Consider the following 19,318-nt stretch of genomic DNA (forward strand, 5'->3'; position numbering starts at 1 on the left):
GTTATGAGAATTATCTTTGCTGGAACCCCGGACAATGCGGCGCGGGCGCTGCGGTCAATCTCTCAGGAACACCAAGTGGTATTGGTGCTCACCCGCGAGGACGCACCAATTGGCAGAAAAAAGGTGATGACTCAATCGGCAGTTGCTCTGGCAGCTCAGGAACTGGGATTATTAGTTCATAAAGCGAACCGAATCACTACAACTGAATTGGCCGCACTTCAGGGCGCAGCGGCTGAACTGGGTGTGGTCGTGGCTTACGGTTGCATTTTGCCCCAAGCGGCTCTTGATGTATTGCCCTGGTGGAACATGCACTTTTCACTGCTGCCGAAATGGCGTGGTGCCGCGCCGCTGCAACGCTCGATCGCATCGGGCGGGGATGGGGCCGGGGTAACAATATTCGAGCTGGATAAAGGAATGGACACTGGGCCAATAATCTCTCAGCGAAGCATAGAGATAATGCCCGGTGAATCTACTTTGAATGCATTGCCACGCTTCACAAGCTTTGGAACAGAACTACTGCTGGCTGCGATGCACATTAGACCCGAACCCATTGAGCAGTCTGGAAATCCGACCTTCGCACCGAAAATCTCCCGTGCCGAAGGCAGGCTTGATTTCACTTTGCCCGCCCACCTAATCGCAAACCTGGTAGCTGCATTCAACCCCGAGCCGACCTGCTGGGCCGAGCTTGCAGGATCCCCGGTTCGCATTATTGAAGCCGTCGCACACCCCAGCGAGGAGGCCCTATCCCAAAATCTCTTGCCGGGACAGATTGCCGTTTTAGCGAAGAAGGTAATTGTTGGCTGCGGTCAAGGGATTCTCGAGCTGATCATTGTTCAACCAGCGGGTAAAAATCAAATGCCGGCAGCAGATTGGCAGCGAGGACTTAATGAGGGAGCAGCATTTGACTAATCCAAGGCAATTGGCACTTGATCTAATGAATCGAGTTGAGGAAACCGATAGTTATATAAATCTCCTACTTCCCAAGCTATTGGCCCGCGAGGACCATATCACCGATGCGGACCGGGGATTAGTGCAAGAGCTGAGCTATGGCACCCTCAGGTGGAAAGGGCAGTACGAGGCCTTTATTGACGTGTTGACCCCGGGCAAGACGCTTTCCAAGCCGCTGAGGCTATGCCTTGGCCTTGGGATGCATCAGCTATTTCGCATGCGCATACCTCCCCATGCAGCGATCCATGAAAGCGTGGAACTTGTAAAAAAGTTTGAACCCAAGGCAGCTGGGCTCGCGAACGCAGTTTTGCGAAACGCGGAGCGTGCCGGTTTTGATTCACTGCTAAAACAATCCTTGGCAACTAAGGCTGGTCTAGATGAACTTGCGATTCGATATTCTCACCCCAGCTGGGTGGTTGGAGCCCTAAAATCCGCTTTGGAACTAGACGGTAAGGGTGCCGAACTAGAGGGACTTCTTGAATCAAATAATGAAACTCCACTGGTTCACCTAGCTGCGCTTCCAGGGGTGATTGGGCCGAATGAAACCTCCGCAGCGGATTATCTAGAGAGCTTGAACCTGGAGAGAGGCTTGGCCTCTCCGATTGGATTCATCGCCAGGGGCAACCCAGAACCACTTTTGGAACATCCGGGCGTAAAGGTTCAAGACCAAGGTTCCCAGCTGGTCGCGCTGGCCTTATTAGCGGTTGGCAACAAAGACGGCCAGTGGCTTGACATGTGCTCTGGGCCCGGGGGTAAGGCAGCCTTAATCGATGCGGACATTTCCTATTTCGGCGGCAGCTTAGATTGCTTTGAGCCGATTCCAAGGCGTGCTGAAATGGTTCGCCAAGCCCTAGGGCCGAATTCCAAAGCAAAGGTTTTTGTTGAATATGGTCAAAATGCAAAGCTGAACCATTACGACGCGGTGCTTCTAGATGCACCGTGCTCGGGACTTGGATCGGTCAGGCGCAAGCCTGAATCGCGCTGGCGCAAGAAGCCCGAGCAACTGCCAGAGCTCATTAGATTGCAGCAAGAATTACTAGAGGCGGCTATCAATTCTCTAAAATCCGGAGGAGTGGTGCTTTATTCGACTTGCTCACCGCTTATTCCAGAGACCAATTCGCAAATTAAGAAGGCCTTGGAAAAGCATCCCCAGATGAGCTTGGAAAATTCAAACCAACTGTTGAATTCTCTAAATCCAAATTTACAACTCGGAGAAAAGCGAAAAACTACACAACTTTGGACACAGACTCACGGAACAGACGCGATGTTCATCGCAATTCTGAGAAAGGCCTAGAGTGCTTTTATGAAGTTACATCCCTCAATACTCAGCGCAGATTTTGCGAATTTGGAAGCAGAACTCCAAACCATATCTGCCGCCGATGCAATTCACGTAGACGTGATGGATAACCACTTTGTGCCAAACCTCACCTTTGGCCTCCAGATGGTGCAAAGACTTCAGGAGGTTTCAGCGCTCCCACTTGATGTCCACCTAATGATCGAGAACGTGGACCGACTGGCGATTGAATACGCTCAGCTGGGGGTGGCTTCGGTCACCTTCCACCTCGAAGCTTCTCAGAATCCCTTGGAGCTAGCCCGCCAAATTAGGGACACCGGATGCCAAGTCGGAGTGGCGCTAAAGCCGGGTACCGATCTGACTCAGCTTAAAAACTTATTGAGCGAGATCGATCTTTTATTGGTGATGACCGTTGAGCCAGGTTTCGGGGGTCAACCGCTGATACCCGAAATGATCGAAAAAATATCCGAGGCAAGAAAGCTGATAGCGGCTCGGAATTACCCTGTAAAACTGCAGGTCGATGGGGGAGTCACCGCTTCGAATATTTACCAGCTCGCCCTGGCGGGAGCGGAGATTTTTGTCGCCGGATCCTCGGTTTTCGGCAAAAAGAATCGCAACCTTGAGATCAATAACCTCAGGGCTTTAGCTCAAGAAGGCGGAATGGCTAGGTAACCTAGTCTCATGAAATCCTTTAATGACCTCTACGCCGAATTATTGGCTAAAGATATAGCGCGTCCCGAGGGCTCGGCCAGTGCGGAACTGCTAAATCAGGGTGTTCATGCGATAGGCAAAAAGCTCGTTGAGGAGGCAGCCGAAGTCTGGATCGCAAGCGAATACGAGTCAGATGAGGCCTTGGCTCTTGAAGCCTCGCAACTCATCTACCACCTGCAACTAATTTTGATAGCTAGAAAAATCCCCATGTCAATGGTCGAGGAGAGGCTCTAATGCTCAGAGTTGCAGTTCCGAATAAAGGAATTCTTTCCGAATCAGCAATTTCCATGCTCAGGGAAGCTGGCTACGCGGTCAGACGCGACACCCAGGAACTGCACCTGGTTGATGAAGATAATCAAATCGAGTTTTTCTACCTCAGACCCCGGGATATTGCGACTTATGTTGGCTCGGGTTCCTTGGATGCCGGTTTTACCGGCTTGGACCTCTTGCACGACTCCGAATCCGAGGCTCAAGAAATTGCCGATTTGGGTTTTGGGGCTTCCACCTTTAGGTTTGCAGCCCCCGAATCCGCCGGTTTTTCTAAAATCAGTGACCTAAGCGGGAAGCGACTAGCCACCGCTTACCCCACCCTGATAGCTAATTTTTTGAATCAACACGGGGTAAAAGCTGAGTTGATAAAGCTTGACGGAGCCGTTGAGTCCGCAGTAAAGCTCGGCGTGGCGGATGCTGTTGCCGATGTGGTCTCTACCGGGAACACTTTGCGTAAGGCGGGGCTCCAGATATTTGGACCGGTAATTTTGCGATCCACCGCAAGGCTTATTGCAGCTCCGGGTAAGTCAGCGGATGCCGCAAAGTTGCTAAGACGACTTCAGGGCGTGCTGGTAGCCAGGAAGTTTGTAATCTTTGACTTTGACTGCCCGATTGAGCTTTTGGATCTTGCCGTAGCCGTCACCCCCGGCATCGAATCTCCCACCATATCGCCGCTAGCCGATGCTAAATGGGTAGCGGTCAGGTCGTTGGTGCCGGCAGCAGAGACAAACCAAAAAATGGACGAACTCTACGAATTAGGGGCGCGCGCAATTTTGGTCAGTGCCATTCACGCAGCGAGAATCTAGTGCCGGCAATCCGAATCATTCCGTGTTTGGATGTCGCAGCTGGCCGCGTAGTCAAAGGGGTTAACTTCGAAAATCTTCGTGATAGTGGAGATCCGATAGAGCTCGCAGCCAGCTATTTCGAATCGGGTGCCGATGAGCTGACATTCTTGGATGTTGCGGCCACCAACGAAAATCGGGGCACCATGCTGCAATTGGTTCAAAGCTGTGCGGAGCAGGTTTTTATCCCGTTGACCGTGGGCGGGGGGATACGCCAACTCTCCGATGTTTCGAATTTATTGGCTCACGGTGCCGACAAGGTTTCAGTTGGTTCCGCTGGACTTTCAAGGCCCGCTCTACTTTCTGAAATCGCTCGCGAATACGGCTCCCAGGTGCTAGTTATTTCACTAGACATAAAGCGCTCCGACACCAAGAGTGGTTTTGGTGTCACCTCCAATGGCGGCCGAGAGCTAACCGATAAAGATGCATTTGAGTGGATCAAAGAGGTTCAAGATCTCGGAGCTGGCGAACTATTGGTGAACTCGATTGATGCCGATGGCACCAAAAATGGCTTCGATATTGAACTTATCGAAGGCGTGCGAAAAATCAGCGTGGTGCCCATCATCGCATCTGGTGGTGCTGGCAAAGTCTCTGATTTTGTTGCTGCCGCGCTAGCTGGGGCGGATGCACTTCTCGCTGCAAGCGTTTTTCACCAGGGCAGCTTCACTATTGCCGATGTAAAAAATGAACTCCGCGCGAAAGGGGTAGTGGTTCGATGAGGTCCCTAGTTTTAGATAAAGTCAATTTCGACAAAAATGGACTGGTCCCAGTTGTTGTTCAGGATGAGTTGACTAATCAGGTGTTGATGCTTGCATTTATGAATCGAGAGAGCGTTTTGGAAACGATGCAACTCGGGCAGATGGTTTACTATTCTCGGTCTCGTGGCGCCAGGTGGCACAAGGGTGAAACTAGTGGCAATTTCCAAAATGTAAAGTCACTCTGGCTTGATTGTGATCAGGACACCATTTTGGCTAGGGTCACCCCTATGGGCCCAGCTTGCCATAACGGCACCACAAGTTGCTTTGAGGAACCGAAGTGATCTCTTTAGATGAGGCCCGAGAGCTGGCTATCGAATACAACGTAATTCCACTTAGCAAGAGATTATTCTCGGGCACTGAAACTCCGGTTGGTATTTACCAGAAACTTGCAAAGACCAACCCCAACACCTTCTTACTTGAATCAGCAGAGCAGGGGGTCTGGGGTCGCTATTCCTTCATCGGGCTCAAATCGCGCGGCCAATTAATAGCCGACGATTCGGGCGTCAGATTCGAAGGGATAGATTCCGCACTTCCAGATTCAAGCGAACTAATCACAAACCCCCTTGAGGCGCTCGAGCAAATGCAATCCTCCTGGAGATCCTCACCAACAGACTTTCCACTAAATTCGGGCCTGGTCGGATTTCTAAGCTGGGGGGCGGTGAACTTTATCGAGAAGCTGCCAACATCCAAGCCGGCGGACTATCAAATACCGCTTTACGCATTTAATCAGTTTTCCGAATTGATTGTTATGGACCACAAAACTGCAGAACTGATTGTGGTTGCGGTGATGCACCTAGAATCCGGGGCTGACCTAGAGTCAAAATACGAATTGGCACAATCTCAAATCCACGAATTAGTGCTGCGGCTGAGTGAGCCCACTGAGTCTTTGATTAGCGAGCCAAATTGGCCCGAGCCCAGCTTTATAAAGCGCACTGCGAAGGCCGATTACCTGAGTCAAATAGCGCAAGCCAAAGAGCACGTGCGCGCCGGAGATGTATTTCAGGTTGTGATTTCTCAACGTTTTGATCATGAAATTACAGTAGATGCCCTGGAGGTCTATCGGGCGCTGCGCGCTGTGAATCCCAGCCCCTACATGTACCTACTCAGGTTCCAGGATGTTCTTGGGGATTTCTCAATCGTCGGATCCTCCCCAGAAGCACTTGTGAAGATTTCGGGAGCCAGCGCAATAATGCACCCAATTGCCGGCTCGCGCCCAAGAGGCAAGGACACCCAAAGCGATATCGCTCTGGCCGAGGAATTGCAAAAGGACGAGAAGGAGCGCAGCGAGCACTTGATGCTGGTGGATCTGGCGAGAAACGACCTTCTCAAAGTCTGCGACCCAGACTCAGTGCACGTCAGCGAGTACATGCAGGTCCACCGTTTTAGCCACATCATGCACCTGGTTTCAACCGTTGAGGGGAAACTCTCAAAGGGCATGGGGCCAGTTTCATGTCTTCGAGCGACCTTTCCGGCCGGAACGCTCTCAGGAGCCCCTAAGCCTAGAGCGCTGGAAATTATTCACGAGTTGGAACCCAGCTATCGAGGCCTTTTCGGAGGCGTAGTCGGATATTTTGACTTTCAAGGGAACTCAGATTTGGCAATTGCGATAAGAACTGCATTGATTCGTGATGGAATTGCACATGTACAAGCCGGTGCAGGAATCGTGTTGGATTCAAACCCAGAGAGTGAATATGCGGAAACTGAAGCGAAGGCAGCCGTCGTGCTGAGGGCGATAGCAGCAGCGAATGCGATGGGTCATGCGTAGGCCCTTAATTCTGGGTGCAATTTTCACCGCACTGTGGTGGATTATTGCGGTTATTCCTTGGTACGACTTTGGAGTAGAGACACTGGCTGGCACTCAGCTTTACCCACAACTTCAGATTCTTGCCAGCATCACATTGATAACTGTCTTTATTGCCGGGTATTACAAAAAAGCGCGCTGGATTCTCGGACTGGGTGTTCTAGCCTCGGGTTTTGTTAGCTACTTGCTTTTGACCACTAACCCCAAAATGCAAAATGCATTTGGGGATCTGATTGCAAAACTTACCGCGCAGGTGAGCATTGACCCCTCGGCAACAACTTACGATTATCAGAGCACAATTTGGCCCCAAGTGGCCTTGGTTTTAGTAATCATCTCCACCTCATTACTAACCATCGCTTTATTTGCAAAGTGGCAACCCCGAGCCAAGCGCAGCGAGGGTGCCGACGCTAACCCCGAGGACCCCAAGTCGCTTTGGGATGAGCAAGAAAACTAATTGCTAGAATCAGCAAGAGAAAAAGGAGAACTCAGATGACTTATAAGGGTGCAGATCCAGGCCACGGTAACTCAATTGCAGCTTGGGTAACGGTAACAATCATCTTGTTCGCATTTTGCGTTGGGACTCTTTTTTTCTACCTGGACATTCCCGAAGTAGTTTGGGCATCCGCGGCAGTTGCTGCCCTGGGTCCGGTTGTTGGAATAGTGCTTCGCACCAGAGGGTACGGCGTATCTGGTCAAAAAAATAAAAATCACTAGTGCTCGATAACCTATTTGCCCAGGCCCTGCTGGCTTCTGAACGACGCATGGATCGGGTTTCTCCGGCCCGGGTGGCGCTAGCTATCCAAGAGCTGCCGAGGCCCTTGGATACCCTCAAAATTCTTTCCCCCGGCCCAACAATCAAACTAATCGCAGAAATCAAACGGCGAAGCCCTTCGAAGGGTTTTCTTGCCGAAATCCCAGATGCTGGCGAATTGGCAAAGCGGTACCAGCTGGCTGGCGCTCACGCGATCTCGGTATTGACTGAGGAATCCGGTTTTGGTGGATCAATGAAAGATCTCGAAGAGGTCAAGCTCAGGGTGCAGATTCCGATTTTGCGCAAGGACTTTATTTCCTCGGAGTATCAAATTCTTGAAGCCAGAGCGGCGGGCGCCGATTTCGTGCTCTTGATTCTGGCCTGGCTAAGTCCGGAAAGGTACAAGATGTTGCACGCCTTCGCCGAATCTTTGGAGATGGCGGTGCTCGTGGAAACTCATAGTGAAAAAGAGATTGAGACTGCGCTGAGCGCGAACGCAAAACTCATCGGCATCAACACTCGAGACCTTGAGACTTTCGTGCAAGACCTCTCGCTTTATGAGCGAATGGCGCAGCTACTGCCTAAAACGGTGATTCGGGTGGCCGAGTCCTCGGTGAAAACGGTTTCCGATGTCGAACGTTACCGCAGTGCCGGAGCAGATGTCGTTTTGGTCGGCGAGGCACTAGTGACAGGCAATCCCGAGATTTTGATCCCCCAGTTCACTTCCGTTACGTAAGATTTAGCGCATGACAAATCTGCTAGGCGATCAAACGGGTCCATATTTTGGCGAGTACGGTGGCAGGTTTGTGCCGGAACCACTCATTGCCGCTCTAGATGAGCTAGAAGCCACCTACCTGGCAGCCAAAGCCGACCCAAGTTTTGCTCTGGAACTTGCGGATTTGCACAAGAACTACACCGGCCGCCCTTCAATAATTACCGAGGCGCCAAGATTTGCTAAAGAGTTTGGTGACCTAAGAGTTTTCCTAAAACGCGAAGACCTTAACCACACCGGCAGTCACAAAATTAACAACGTAATGGGTCAGGCGCTGTTGGCCAAGCGCATGGGCAAAAAGCGGATCATTGCCGAAACTGGTGCCGGTCAGCACGGGGTGGCTAGCGCCACTGCTGCCGCTTATTTCGATCTTGACTGCGTGGTTTACATGGGCGAGGTTGACACCCAACGTCAGGCCCTAAATGTCGCCCGCATGAAGCTCTTAGGAGCCGAAGTGATCCCAGTTACAACGGGCTCAAGGACTCTCAAGGATGCCATTAATGAGGCCCTCAGGGACTGGGTGGCAAATGTCGATACCACTCACTACCTTTTGGGAACCGTTGCCGGCCCCCATCCTTTTCCAACCATGGTGCGGGATTTCCACTCCGTAATAGGAAATGAGGCGCGGGCTCAGATGCTCGAGCTAACTGGCAAGCTGCCAGATGTTGTAGCGGCCTGCGTCGGCGGCGGGTCTAATGCAATTGGAATCTTCCACGCATTCTTAGATGATCCTGATGTTTCACTCTGGGGCTTTGAGGCGGCAGGGGATGGCATTGACACCCCGCAGCACTCAGCGACCCTGTCGATGGGCACCCCTGGCGTCTTACACGGTGCAAGAAGCTATCTCTTGCAAGATGAAGACGGTCAGACCATGGACTCGCATTCGATCTCCGCAGGTTTGGACTATCCGGGTGTAGGGCCGGAACACTCTTGGCTCAAAGATCTGGGAAGAGCTAATTACTTTGGAATTACGGATGCCCAGGCCATGAATGCGATGCGACTTTTGTCCCAAACCGAGGGAATCATCCCAGCGATTGAAACTGCCCACGCGCTAGCGGGGATTGCAAAACTCGCCGAAGTCTTGCCAAAGGGTTCAAGCATTTTGATAAATCTCTCGGGTCGCGGCGATAAGGACATGGAGACCGCGGGTCGTTATTTTGGCTTATTAGGAGATAAATGAGCAAGATTTCACAGCTTCTAGAAGCTAATACCGCATCAAGCAGGGGCTCCCTAATCGGATATTTTCCAGCCGGTTTTCCAACGGTGGATGAGTCGGTTGCCGCACTAATAGCGATGGCCAAAAATGGTTGCGACGTCCTGGAAATAGGGGTTCCGTACTCCGATCCCGTAATGGACGGAATTGTGATTCAGAAAGCTACCGAAAAGGCTCTTGAAAACGGTTTTAGGCTCAAGCAGCTCTTCGATGTGATTCGGCGAGTTCGCGAAGAGGTCGAGACCCCAATTTTGGTGATGAGTTACTGGAACCCAATTATGCGCTTTGGGGTCGAAGATTTCGCCGGTCAACTCAAGCAAGCTGGCGCTCAAGGGATTATCACTCCGGACCTAATCCCGGATGAGGCCAGCAGCTGGATTGAGGTTTCTGAGAAGCTGGAGTTGGACCGGGTGTTTCTTGTCGCCCCCTCCTCTTCCGATCTTAGAATCGAGTCCACCTCAGCCGCTTCGAGTGGCTTCGTCTACTCGGTCTCCACCATGGGCATAACCGGGGAGCGAGCGAACCTAGATGACATAGCCAAGTCCCTCACCTCCAGGGTTAAGCAACTCGGTTCAGTACCAACTTGTGTGGGTGTCGGCATCTCAACCGCGGCTCAGGTCAGGGAAGTGAATAGCTACGCCAATGGGGCGATTGTGGGAACCGCTTTTGTAAATGCATTTGCCACCGGTGGACTTCTGGCACTAGCCCAAAAAACAAAAGAACTTGCCAGCGGTCTAGGATAAACGAGTGCAAATTCTTCTGAGTATCCCGTCCCCAGATGTCAGCTACTTTGACCTAGGGCCCGTCCGTATTCACTTTTACGCTTTGTTTATCCTTGCCGGAATAGTCATCGGGAGCCTCTTGGCAGATGCTAAATTGCACTCTCGTGGCGCAGCCCGCGGAGCCTTTTTAGACATCGCGCTCTGGGCAGTGCCGCTTGGAATCCTGGGTGGGCGCTTTTTCCATGTCATCACGCACCCGAGAGACTATTTTTTCGAGGGGGCCGACTTACTAGCTGTCTTTCGAATCTGGGAGGGTGGTCTAGCCATCTACGGGGCCCTTATTTTTGGTGCCGTGGGTGCTTTCATAGGGACCAGACAGCTTGGGCTTCGCTTTTGGGCCGTGATGGATGCAGCGGCCCCCGGAATATTAATCGCCCAGGGCCTTGGAAGACTCGGTAATTACTTTAATAATGAGCTGTTCGGACTTCCCACCACACTTCCATGGGGCCTTGAAATATCGATAGACAACCGGGCTTATCCAAACGGCCTACCGGAAGGACTCACCTTTCACCCGACTTTCCTTTACGAAATGATTTGGAACTTTGCAGGTGCCGCACTGCTTTTGATTCTCGCAAGGAAACTTTCGCTGCAGTGGGGGAAGGTCTTCGCGCTTTACATTGTTATTTACTCGACTGGAAGAGTTTGGATAGAAAGTATCCGAATTGACCCGAGTGAGATTATTCTTGGTCTTCGAGTAAATGTCTGGTCGGCGCTGATCGGCATTGCGATAGGTATTATTATTTACCTGGTTCAGACTCGCCGTCACCCCGGCGCTGAGCCTTCAGTTTGGTCCAAAGGCAGAGAACCTGTTCAGGACCCAAACGAATCCAATCCACCCGAGCCTGAAGTTGAGTCAACAAAGGCCACCTAAAACATCACATTTCGGGCCAAAGAAGTCCTGATTGAAAATTCATTTTCGATTGGAGAACGCATGACCCGCTTGAGTCCTTTCCTAAGGTTCAACTCTGCTCCTGCCGCCCATGGCCTCTATGACCCAGCTGATTCGAAAGACGCCTGCGGTCTCGCCATGGTTGCCACCTTGCGCGGCACGCCCGGACACGACATCGTCCAGATGGCTTTATCTTCACTCCGAAACCTTGAGCATCGTGGCGCAGTGGGCTCCGATGAGGGCACCGGTGATGGGGCCGGAATCTTGACCCAGCTGCCGGATCGATTCTTTCGGGGAGTTGTGGATTTTGAGTTGCCAGAAAGCGGCTCTTACGGAGCTGGCATGGTCTTTTTTGAACAAGACTCGATGCCCGAGGATAAAAAGAGATTCGAGCAATTGGCCGAAACCGAGGGGCTAATCGTCCTCGGCTGGAGAACGCCTCCCACAAGGCCAGAAGTGCTAGGGGAACTCGCGAGAAATGCGATGCCCCTAATTGAACAGGTATTTCTGGCCGCTAAAGATCACTCTGCGGGCCTCGAGCTCGAGCGAATGTTATTTCGATTGCGCAAGCGCAGTGAGCGAGAAATCGGGATCTATCACCCATCGCTTTCGATGAGGACACTTATCTATAAGGGCATGGTGACAACCTTGCAATTGGAGCCGTTTTATGCTGACCTGTCGGATGAGAGATTTGAGTCTCAGTTAGCGCTAGTTCATTCGCGTTTTTCCACAAACACTTTCCCATCTTGGCCGCTCGCGCACCCGTTTAGATTCATCGCCCATAACGGCGAAATCAATACGGTCAAGGGCAACGCGAACTGGATGCGAGCCAGGGAGTCTCAGCTTCAGAGCGAACTGCTCGGTGACATTGAACAACTGAAGCCAATTGTTTCTGGTGGCGCATCCGATTCGGCGACCTTCGATGAGGTCTTGGAGCTTTTGGTGCTCTCTGGTAGATCCCTCCCGCACGCCATGATGATGATGATTCCCGGCGCTTGGGAAAACCAACTAGACATGGATCCAGGCCTTCGAGATTTCTTCGAGTATCACAGTCTGATAATGGAGCCCTGGGATGGTCCGGCGGCAGTTATCTTTACCGACGGAACTCTGGTGGGAGCAACCCTCGATAGAAATGGACTTCGGCCGGGTAGGTTCGTGGTCACTGACGATGGTTTTGTGATTTTGGCCAGCGAAATCGGAGTGGCGGACATAGCCCCGGAGCGGATTGTTCGAAAGGGCAGATTGCAGCCCGGGAAAATGTTCCTGATAGACACTGCAAGTGGCACAATCATCGAAGATGAGCAAATCAAGAGTGAGGTTGCAGCGATTGAGCCTTGGGGTAAGTGGCTGAAAGCCGAAATGATCAACCTCAGAGACCTTCCTGAGCGCGAACACATTAGATATTCTTCCGCATCGGTCAACCGTCGCCAACGCGCTTTTGGTTATACCGAAGAGGACCTTAAAGAGTTCATCGCGCCAATGGCGCGGGCCGGCCAGGAGCCTCTAGGAGCAATGGGTACCGACACCCCGATTGCCGCAATCTCAGACCGGCCGAGATTGCTCTTTGACTATTTCACCCAGCAATTCGCTCAGGTTACGAATCCTCCGCTAGACGCCATTCGCGAGGAGGTTGTCACCTCGATGTCTACGGCCATTGGTCCAGTTTTGAACTTATTGAGCGCGACTCCCCAGCATGCAAAGCAAATGGTGTTGGACTTCCCAATCCTCAACAATGATGAGCTGGCCAAAATCAAGCACATCGATCGTGCCAATAACATTGGCAAAGCCGTCACGATATCCTGCTTATACCGAGTGGATGATGGTGCTCAAGCCCTAAAAACGCGACTCGATGAAATGTTCCTTGAGGCCGATGAGGCACTCGCCGCCGGTGCCACCTTTATTGTGCTCTCGGATCGAAATTCAAACCGTGAGCTGGCGCCAATTCCCTCATTGCTATTTTGCTCAGCGATTCACCACCATCTAATTCGTAATGGCACAAGAACAAGAGCCGGGCTGGTTATTGAATCTGGTGACGCGCGAGACGTTCACCACGTTGCCTCACTGATTGGTTATGGCGCTTCAGCCGTGAATCCATATCTGGCCTTAGAAACCGCAGAAGACATGGTGGCGAAGGGTCTCATCGAAGGCATTACCCAGGAGCAAAGCAGCAAAAACATGGTCAAGGCCTTGGGTAAGGGTGTTCTAAAAGTCATGTCCAAGATGGGGATTTCAACCGTCTCTTCCTATTCGGGTGCGCAATGCTTCGAGGCCATTGGGCTTAGCCAAGAGCTGGTGGACACTTATTTCACCGGCACTATCACCAAGCTCGGGGGAGTGGGACTTGAGATACTTCACACCGAGATCGAGAAGAGGCACCTAGCCGCTTACCCGGTTGAGGGCGCAAGCCGAATCCACTTACCACTTGAGGTCGGCGGTGAGATGAAGTGGCGCAGAGATGGACCGCCACACTTATTTAACCCAGAGACAATTTTCAAATTGCAGCACTCTACCAAGGCCAAGAGATACGACATATTCAAGGAATATACGCGTGCAGTCGACGATCAGTCGGAGCGGCTAATGACCATCCGGGGACTGTTCAAATTTAACATTGGAATGAGGCCTGCGGTTTCAATTTCTGAAGTCGAGTCGGTATCGAGCATTGTGAAGCGCTTTTCCACTGGAGCCATGTCAATGGGTTCAATTTCACCGGAGGCTCACGAGGTGCTCGCTATTGCAATGAACAGCATTGGCGCCAGGAGTAACACCGGAGAAGGCGGTGAGTCGGTTGAGCGACTCCTGGACCCCCAGCGTCGCAGCAAGGTGAAACAGGTTGCTTCGGGCCGTTTTGGTGTGACATCGATGTACTTGACTCACGCGGATGACATTCAGATCAAAATGGCGCAGGGAGCCAAGCCGGGTGAAGGTGGCCAGTTGCCGCCAAATAAGGTGTACCCATGGATTGCGGATCTGAGACACTCCACCCCGGGGGTAGGTCTTATTTCACCTCCGCCGCACCACGACATTTATTCGATTGAAGACCTCAAGCAATTAATCTTTGACCTGAAGCGTGCAAACCGTGAAGCGCGAATCCACGTGAAACTGGTCAGCCAGTTCGGTGTTGGCACGGTTGCCGCGGGAGTGGCTAAGACCAAAGCCGATGTCGTTTTGATTTCTGGACACGATGGCGGAACAGGGGCGAGCCCACTCAACTCGCTCAAACATGCCGGCACACCCTGGGAGCTCGGCCTCGCAGAGGCTCAGCAAACCCTCTTGGTCAACGGCCTTCGAGACCGGATTGTCGTTCAGGTTGATGGCTCCATGAAGACTGGTCGCGATGTAGTCATCGCGGCACTTCTGGGCGCCGAAGAATATGGCTTTGCAACTGCCCCGCTCGTAGTTAGCGGCTGCATACTAATGCGGGTGTGTCATCTTGACACCTGTCCGGTGGGGGTTGCGACTCAAAACCCAGAACTTCGTGAACGCTTCACGGGCCAGGCCGAGCACATAGTTAATTTCTTCGAATTTCTAGCTCAGGAAGTAAGAGAACACCTCGCTGAACTCGGCTTTAGGACTCTTGAAGAAGCTATTGGCCACGTTGAGCTTCTTGATGCCAATCGGGCAATCAGTCACTGGAAAGGTGATGGGCTTGACCTTTCGCCGATTTTTGCCGGCAAGGAACTGGGCGTAAACCAAAACCTAAGCAGCAAGACCACCCAGGATCACCAGCTCGAAGAGCACTTTGACTTTCCATTAATAGAAGAAACTTCGGAAGCGCTGAAAAACGGCAAGCCGGTGGAAATCATTAGGAACATTAACAACACGAATCAAGCCATCGGGGCGATGCTGGGCAACGAACTCACCAAACGCTTTGGGGAAGAGGGTCTAGATCCTGGAACCTTGAAGCTCACGCTCACTGGCTCTGCAGGCCAATCACTCGGGGCGTTCATCCCAAGGGGCATTTCGATCTCAGTAGAAGGTGACTGCAACGATTATGTTGGCAAGGGTCTTTCTGGTGGTCGAATTAGCGCGCGACCATCTCGTAATGCTGGTTTCCAGGCCCAGGAGAACGTGATTGCTGGAAACGTTATTGGCTACGGCGCCACCTCGGGTGAGATATACCTAAACGGCATCGTGGGTGAGCGTTTTATGGTTCGAAACTCTGGTGCCACCGCTGTGGTAGAAGGGGTTGGAGACCACGCCCTGGAGTACATGACTGGCGGTAAAGTCTTGATCCTGGGCCGCACCGGGATAAACCTCGGGGCGGGAATGTCTGGTGGAGTGGCCTATGTCTACCGACTCTCAGAAACAAAAGTCAATCGAGAAGCCCTTCAGTCCGGGGAGCTGCAAATGTCAAAACTAGAAGGCGATGACGTAGCTGATCTTAGAGATCTTCTGGAGCAGCACATCGAAAATACTGAGTCTGTTTTGGCCCAAAAGATGCTGATCGACTTTGATGAGGAGATCAAGAATTTTGTTCGGGTCATGCCAAGGGATTATGCGGCAGTCAGGCAGATTCAAATAAATGCTTCGGTTGATGGCCTTGAGCTTGATGGCGAAGAAGTCTGGACCAAGATACTGGAGGTGACTCGTGGCTGACCCAAGAGGCTTTATGAAGATTACCGATCGCGAAACGGCCGTTCGGAGACCGGTTTCAGTGCGGATTAGGGATTGGAAAGAGGTTTACGAAGAGCGCTCCAGTGGGGTTATCAAGGAGCAAGCGAGCCGCTGTATGGATTGTGGAATTCCTTTTTGCCACGCCGGCTGCCCGCTGGGTAACCTGATTCCGGAGTGGAACGACCTGACTCACCGAGGGCGCAATAAGGAAGCGATCGATAGGTTGCATGCCACGAACAACTTCCCCGAGTTCACGGGTCGTCTTTGCCCTGCGCCTTGTGAAAGTGCCTGCGTTTTGAACATCAGTCAACCCGCGGTAACCATCAAAGAGATCGAAGTTTCCATCATTAACGATGCCTTTGATGCTGGATTCGTGCTCCCTTCGATCCCAGAGCGACTCACCGGAAAAACCGTCGCCGTGGTGGGTTCTGGACCTGCAGGGCTCGCGGCTGCGCAGCAGCTAACAAGAGCCGGACACACGGTTGCAGTATTTGAAAGAGATGACCGAATTGGTGGATTGCTTCGGTACGGGATTCCAGATTTCAAAATGGAGAAATCTCATATTGATAGACGAATTGCCCAGATGGAGGCGGAGGGCACCCGGTTTAGAACCGGAGTAGACATCGGAGTTGACATCAGCTGGAGTGACCTTCAAAGACGCTACGACTCGGTCCTGATTGCCACCGGGGCGATGGTTCCCAGAAATCTTATGGTTCCTGGTAGGGAGCTCATAGGTGTTCACTACGCAATGGATTACTTGGTTCAGTCCAATAAAACAGTTGCGGGGGACACCGTAACTGAGCAGCTAAGCGCCGATGGCAAGCATGTGGTCATTCTGGGAGCCGGCGACACCGGGGCTGACTGTCTTGGCACCGCCACTCGGCAGGGTGCCCTGAGCGTCAACACGCTTGCAATTGGAAACCAACCCGGTGATGAGCGAGGAGAGAATCAACCCTGGCCAATGGTCGCTAATCTCTTCGAAGTTACAAGTGCCCACGAGGAATTTGGCGAGCGGCTCTATAAGCAATCAACGGTCGAGTTCATCGGCGAAAATGGCCACGTTATTGGCATAAAGGTCGCCGAAACCGAATTTATCGACGGAAAAAGGCTTCCAAAACCCGGAACAGAGCATGTCATCCCGGCGGACTTGGTGTTTTTAGCCCTAGGCTTTGTGGGTCCCGAGACGGCAAGCATTTCCGAACAGTTACAAGCACCGCTTGACACTAAAGGTAATGTTGCCAGGGATAACCGATATAAGGTCGTAGATGGATTGTTTGTTGCTGGTGACGCAGGTCGTGGGCAATCACTAATCGTTTGGGCCATAGCAGAGGGTCGCGCCGCCGCCGCCGCGATTGATGAGTATCTCGAAGGTGAGACAGAGCTTCCGTTTCCGGTGAAGCCCACTGATAGGCCAATTTCGGTCTACAGCTAAATCTAAGAATAGGTAGTAATACGCAAGATGAGACGCGCGAAAATTGTGGCCACGTTTGGCCCGGCAGTTGCAGATTACGAAATGGCAAGGGCAATTATTGAGGCTGGGGTTGACATTGGCAGACTAAACCTTAGCCACGGCAGTCACGCGGTCCACGAGGCTGTCTATGCGACCATACGCGAAGCCGCAACCGATCTAAATAAGCCCGTGGGTATCTTGGTAGACCTTCAAGGTCCAAAGATTCGGCTTGGAAAATTTGCCGAAGATAAGGTGTTTTTGGCAAACGGTGCCACCTTCAAAATCACCATTGATGACATTTTGGGCGACGTGAACATTTGCTCCACCACCTATAAAGGCTTGGTCGGAGACGTGAAGCCCGGTGACGAGCTGTTGATAGACGATGGCAGAATCGGGCTTCGAGCCACAGCGGTAGATGCCACTACCGTCACCTGCATAGTTGAAGTTGGTGGACAGGTTTCGAATAACAAGGGAATCAACCTTCCAGGCGTTGCGGTAAACGTGCCGGCGCTAAGTGAAAAGGACGAGGACGACCTTCGCTGGGCCCTGAAGCTCGGCGCTGACATGATTGCCTTGAGTTTCGTAAGAAATGCAAAAGACATAGTTCGCGTTCACGAGATCATGGCCGAAGAGGGAACCTTCTTGCCGGTTATTGCAAAGATCGAAAAGCCTCAGGCGGTTGCAGCCCTAGAAGAAATTATCGATGCATTCGATGGCGTGATGGTAGCCCGAGGTGACCTGGGTGTTGAGCTTCCCTTGGAGCAGGTGCCGCTTGTGCAAAAGCGTGCCGTTGAGCTCGCAAGACGCTGGGCAAAGCCGGTCATAGTGGCAACCCAAATGCTAGAGAGCATGATTACTGCATCTCGACCGACGCGTGCCGAGACCTCGGATGTGGCAAACGCAGTGCTAGACGGTGCCGATGCCCTGATGCTTTCGGGTGAGACCTCGATTGGTGAATTCCCTCTAGAAACCGTCAAAGTAATGGCAAAAATTATTGAATCCACCGAGGAAAATGGCCTTGAGCGAATTCCTCAGTTGGGCACCAAGCCGCACACCCATTCGGGGGCCGTAGTTAGGGCTGCAATGGACATTGCAGAGCTTTTGGGATCCAAGTACGTGTGCGTTTTCACCGAGTCGGGAGATACGCTCAAGCGCGTCTCAAGGCTCCGTTCTCGAATTCCAATCCTCGCCTTCACACCAAACGAAGAGGTCCGCCGCCAGATGTCGCTAGTTTGGGGAGCAACCACCTTCAAGGCGGACCCTGTAAAGCACACCGACGACATGATCAAGCAGGTAGATGAGATTGTTCTGGCCTCGGGCAAGTGTCGGGTCGGCGACGAGGTTGTAATCGTTGCCGGTTCACCTCCTGGAATACCGGGTTCAACCAACAGTTTGCGCGTTCACCGAGTTGGGGACGCCGTTAATCAGGCAGCTCCGGGTTACGCGAGCTAAATAGGCTTAACCAATAAAAAGTGGCGGTGGAATCATCCATCGCCACTTTTTTTGTACCGGAGATGGGAGTCGAACCCACACGCCCTAAGACAACGCATTTTGAGTGCGTCGCGTCTACCATTCCGCCACTCCGGCTTGTTACCTTGGATACTCTACTGGATTCGCAGGTGCGGCAAGATAAAGTAGGCACATGCAAGAGCCACTGAGAGTAATAGTCATTGAAGACGAGAGTCTGATCCGCATGGATGTGGTGGCCACCTTGCAGGAGGCTGGTTACGAGGTGATTGGCGAAGGTGCCGATGGCGAGGAAGCCATTCGTTTGGCAACCGAGTTGGAGCCCGATTTAGTTGTAATGGACATCAAAATGCCAAAACTTGACGGGATTAGTGCAGCCGAAAAAATAGCCGAGCTAAAGATTCCCGTCGTTCTGCTGACCGCTTTTTCTCAATCGGATCTGGTCGCACGTGCCGCAACGGCCGGAGCGATGGCCTATGTCACCAAACCCTTTAAGCCGGCGGATTTGCTCCCGGCAATTCAAATGGCACTCTCCAGGCATGAAGAACTGCTGTCGTTGGAAGCTGAAGTTACTGATCTTAACGAGAGATTAGAAACTCGAAAGCTCATGGATAGAGCCAAGGGTCTCCTGCAGGGCAAGATGCAGCTCAGTGAGCCGGATGCTTTCCGCTGGATTCAAAAGGCGTCAATGGATCGCCGCCTGACTATGGCTCAGGTTGCTAAAACCGTTATTGAGCAGCTGGGCGAAAAGTAGTT

At 52.2% G+C, this 19,318-nt stretch carries 18 protein-coding genes and 1 tRNA gene; 18 read left to right on the forward strand and 1 reads right to left on the reverse strand.

Annotation, left to right across the window (positions count from 1 at the left end; translation table 11 throughout):
• The first annotated feature begins 3 nt into the window (after positions 1-3).
• From BLP47_RS05905 to pyk, 17 genes are read left to right on the forward strand one after another with little or no spacing between them, the layout of a single operon-like run.
• Entirely contained in the window at positions 4-909 is a 906-nt protein-coding gene (locus BLP47_RS05905) for a methionyl-tRNA formyltransferase (RefSeq protein WP_091851462.1), read from the forward strand.
• Positions 902-2,242: an RsmB/NOP family class I SAM-dependent RNA methyltransferase gene (locus BLP47_RS05910; RefSeq protein ID WP_172807179.1), complete on the forward strand. Its 1,341-nt coding sequence runs from the start codon at positions 902-904 to the stop codon at positions 2,240-2,242. Before BLP47_RS05905 ends, BLP47_RS05910 begins: the two co-directional genes overlap by 8 nt.
• A 9-nt stretch (positions 2,243-2,251) precedes the next feature.
• On the forward strand, positions 2,252-2,914 hold the full coding sequence (rpe, locus tag BLP47_RS05915) for a ribulose-phosphate 3-epimerase (protein WP_091851468.1): 663 nt from the start codon (positions 2,252-2,254) through the stop codon (positions 2,912-2,914).
• Between the two features lie 9 nt (positions 2,915-2,923).
• A complete protein-coding gene (locus BLP47_RS05920) occupies positions 2,924-3,187 on the forward strand; it encodes a phosphoribosyl-ATP diphosphatase (RefSeq protein WP_091851469.1) in 264 nt (87 codons plus the stop codon).
• On the forward strand, positions 3,187-4,029 hold the full coding sequence (hisG, locus tag BLP47_RS05925; RefSeq protein ID WP_091851472.1) for an ATP phosphoribosyltransferase: 843 nt from the start codon (positions 3,187-3,189) through the stop codon (positions 4,027-4,029). Before BLP47_RS05920 ends, hisG begins: the two co-directional genes overlap by 1 nt.
• Positions 4,029-4,784, forward strand: a complete 756-nt coding sequence (gene hisF / locus BLP47_RS05930; protein ID WP_091851477.1) for an imidazole glycerol phosphate synthase subunit HisF — start codon at positions 4,029-4,031, stop codon at positions 4,782-4,784. The genes hisG and hisF overlap by 1 nt, the downstream gene beginning before the upstream one ends.
• On the forward strand, positions 4,781-5,104 hold the full coding sequence (hisI, locus tag BLP47_RS05935) for a phosphoribosyl-AMP cyclohydrolase (RefSeq protein ID WP_091851480.1): 324 nt from the start codon (positions 4,781-4,783) through the stop codon (positions 5,102-5,104). Before hisF ends, hisI begins: the two co-directional genes overlap by 4 nt.
• Positions 5,101-6,588 (forward strand): anthranilate synthase component I, encoded by a 1,488-nt coding sequence (gene trpE / locus BLP47_RS05940; RefSeq protein WP_091851483.1) that lies wholly within the window; start codon positions 5,101-5,103, stop codon positions 6,586-6,588. The genes hisI and trpE overlap by 4 nt, the downstream gene beginning before the upstream one ends.
• On the forward strand, positions 6,581-7,078 hold the full coding sequence (locus BLP47_RS05945) for a hypothetical protein (protein ID WP_091851486.1): 498 nt from the start codon (positions 6,581-6,583) through the stop codon (positions 7,076-7,078). Before trpE ends, BLP47_RS05945 begins: the two co-directional genes overlap by 8 nt.
• A gap of 35 nt (positions 7,079-7,113) precedes the next feature.
• A complete protein-coding gene (locus tag BLP47_RS05950; protein ID WP_091851490.1) occupies positions 7,114-7,338 on the forward strand; it encodes a DUF6704 family protein in 225 nt (74 codons plus the stop codon).
• A complete protein-coding gene (locus BLP47_RS05955) occupies positions 7,338-8,111 on the forward strand; it encodes an indole-3-glycerol-phosphate synthase (RefSeq protein ID WP_249883297.1) in 774 nt (257 codons plus the stop codon). Before BLP47_RS05950 ends, BLP47_RS05955 begins: the two co-directional genes overlap by 1 nt.
• Before the next feature lie 10 nt (positions 8,112-8,121).
• Positions 8,122-9,327, forward strand: coding sequence for a tryptophan synthase subunit beta (trpB, locus tag BLP47_RS05960; RefSeq protein WP_091851493.1), 1,206 nt, complete (start codon positions 8,122-8,124; stop codon positions 9,325-9,327).
• A complete protein-coding gene (gene trpA / locus BLP47_RS05965) occupies positions 9,324-10,103 on the forward strand; it encodes a tryptophan synthase subunit alpha (protein WP_091851496.1) in 780 nt (259 codons plus the stop codon). The genes trpB and trpA overlap by 4 nt, the downstream gene beginning before the upstream one ends.
• Positions 10,104-10,107: 4 nt before the next feature.
• The gene (gene lgt, locus BLP47_RS05970; RefSeq protein ID WP_213083577.1) at positions 10,108-11,013 is read left to right on the forward strand and encodes a prolipoprotein diacylglyceryl transferase; all 906 of its coding nucleotides are present in this window, start codon (positions 10,108-10,110) and stop codon (positions 11,011-11,013) included.
• 60 nt (positions 11,014-11,073) lie between these two features.
• Positions 11,074-15,627 (forward strand): glutamate synthase large subunit, encoded by a 4,554-nt coding sequence (gene gltB, locus BLP47_RS05975; protein ID WP_091851499.1) that lies wholly within the window; start codon positions 11,074-11,076, stop codon positions 15,625-15,627.
• Positions 15,620-17,077 (forward strand): glutamate synthase subunit beta, encoded by a 1,458-nt coding sequence (locus tag BLP47_RS05980; protein WP_091851501.1) that lies wholly within the window; start codon positions 15,620-15,622, stop codon positions 17,075-17,077. Before gltB ends, BLP47_RS05980 begins: the two co-directional genes overlap by 8 nt.
• A 27-nt stretch (positions 17,078-17,104) precedes the next feature.
• The gene (gene pyk, locus BLP47_RS05985; RefSeq protein ID WP_091851505.1) at positions 17,105-18,547 is read left to right on the forward strand and encodes a pyruvate kinase; all 1,443 of its coding nucleotides are present in this window, start codon (positions 17,105-17,107) and stop codon (positions 18,545-18,547) included.
• Between the two features lie 54 nt (positions 18,548-18,601).
• Here pyk and BLP47_RS05990 read toward each other — a convergent pair.
• Positions 18,602-18,682 (reverse strand) — tRNA-Leu (locus BLP47_RS05990).
• 55 nt (positions 18,683-18,737) lie between these two features.
• Between BLP47_RS05990 and BLP47_RS05995 the strand changes: the two genes are divergently transcribed.
• A complete protein-coding gene (locus BLP47_RS05995; protein WP_091851508.1) occupies positions 18,738-19,316 on the forward strand; it encodes an ANTAR domain-containing response regulator in 579 nt (192 codons plus the stop codon).
• The last annotated feature ends 2 nt before the right edge of the window (positions 19,317-19,318 follow it).

Source organism: Candidatus Aquiluna sp. UB-MaderosW2red, assembly GCF_900100865.1.
Taxonomy (GTDB): domain Bacteria; phylum Actinomycetota; class Actinomycetes; order Actinomycetales; family Microbacteriaceae; genus Aquiluna.

What these genes read in the sequence shown, in the direction of transcription:
- BLP47_RS05945 (WP_091851486.1), top strand. Translation starts at nt 6,581, where the DNA reads ATGCGTAGGCCCTTAATTCTGGGTGCAATTTTCACCGCACTGTGGTGG.
- BLP47_RS05995 (WP_091851508.1), top strand. Translation starts at nt 18,738, where the DNA reads ATGCAAGAGCCACTGAGAGTAATAGTCATTGAAGACGAGAGTCTGATC.
- hisI (WP_091851480.1), top strand. Translation starts at nt 4,781, where the DNA reads ATGAGGTCCCTAGTTTTAGATAAAGTCAATTTCGACAAAAATGGACTG.
- trpA (WP_091851496.1), top strand. Translation starts at nt 9,324, where the DNA reads ATGAGCAAGATTTCACAGCTTCTAGAAGCTAATACCGCATCAAGCAGG.
- BLP47_RS05905 (WP_091851462.1), top strand. Translation starts at nt 4, where the DNA reads ATGAGAATTATCTTTGCTGGAACCCCGGACAATGCGGCGCGGGCGCTG.
- BLP47_RS05950 (WP_091851490.1), top strand. Translation starts at nt 7,114, where the DNA reads ATGACTTATAAGGGTGCAGATCCAGGCCACGGTAACTCAATTGCAGCT.
- pyk (WP_091851505.1), top strand. Translation starts at nt 17,105, where the DNA reads ATGAGACGCGCGAAAATTGTGGCCACGTTTGGCCCGGCAGTTGCAGAT.
- BLP47_RS05920 (WP_091851469.1), top strand. Translation starts at nt 2,924, where the DNA reads ATGAAATCCTTTAATGACCTCTACGCCGAATTATTGGCTAAAGATATA.
- rpe (WP_091851468.1), top strand. Translation starts at nt 2,252, where the DNA reads ATGAAGTTACATCCCTCAATACTCAGCGCAGATTTTGCGAATTTGGAA.
- trpB (WP_091851493.1), top strand. Translation starts at nt 8,122, where the DNA reads ATGACAAATCTGCTAGGCGATCAAACGGGTCCATATTTTGGCGAGTAC.
- hisG (WP_091851472.1), top strand. Translation starts at nt 3,187, where the DNA reads ATGCTCAGAGTTGCAGTTCCGAATAAAGGAATTCTTTCCGAATCAGCA.
- gltB (WP_091851499.1), top strand. Translation starts at nt 11,074, where the DNA reads ATGACCCGCTTGAGTCCTTTCCTAAGGTTCAACTCTGCTCCTGCCGCC.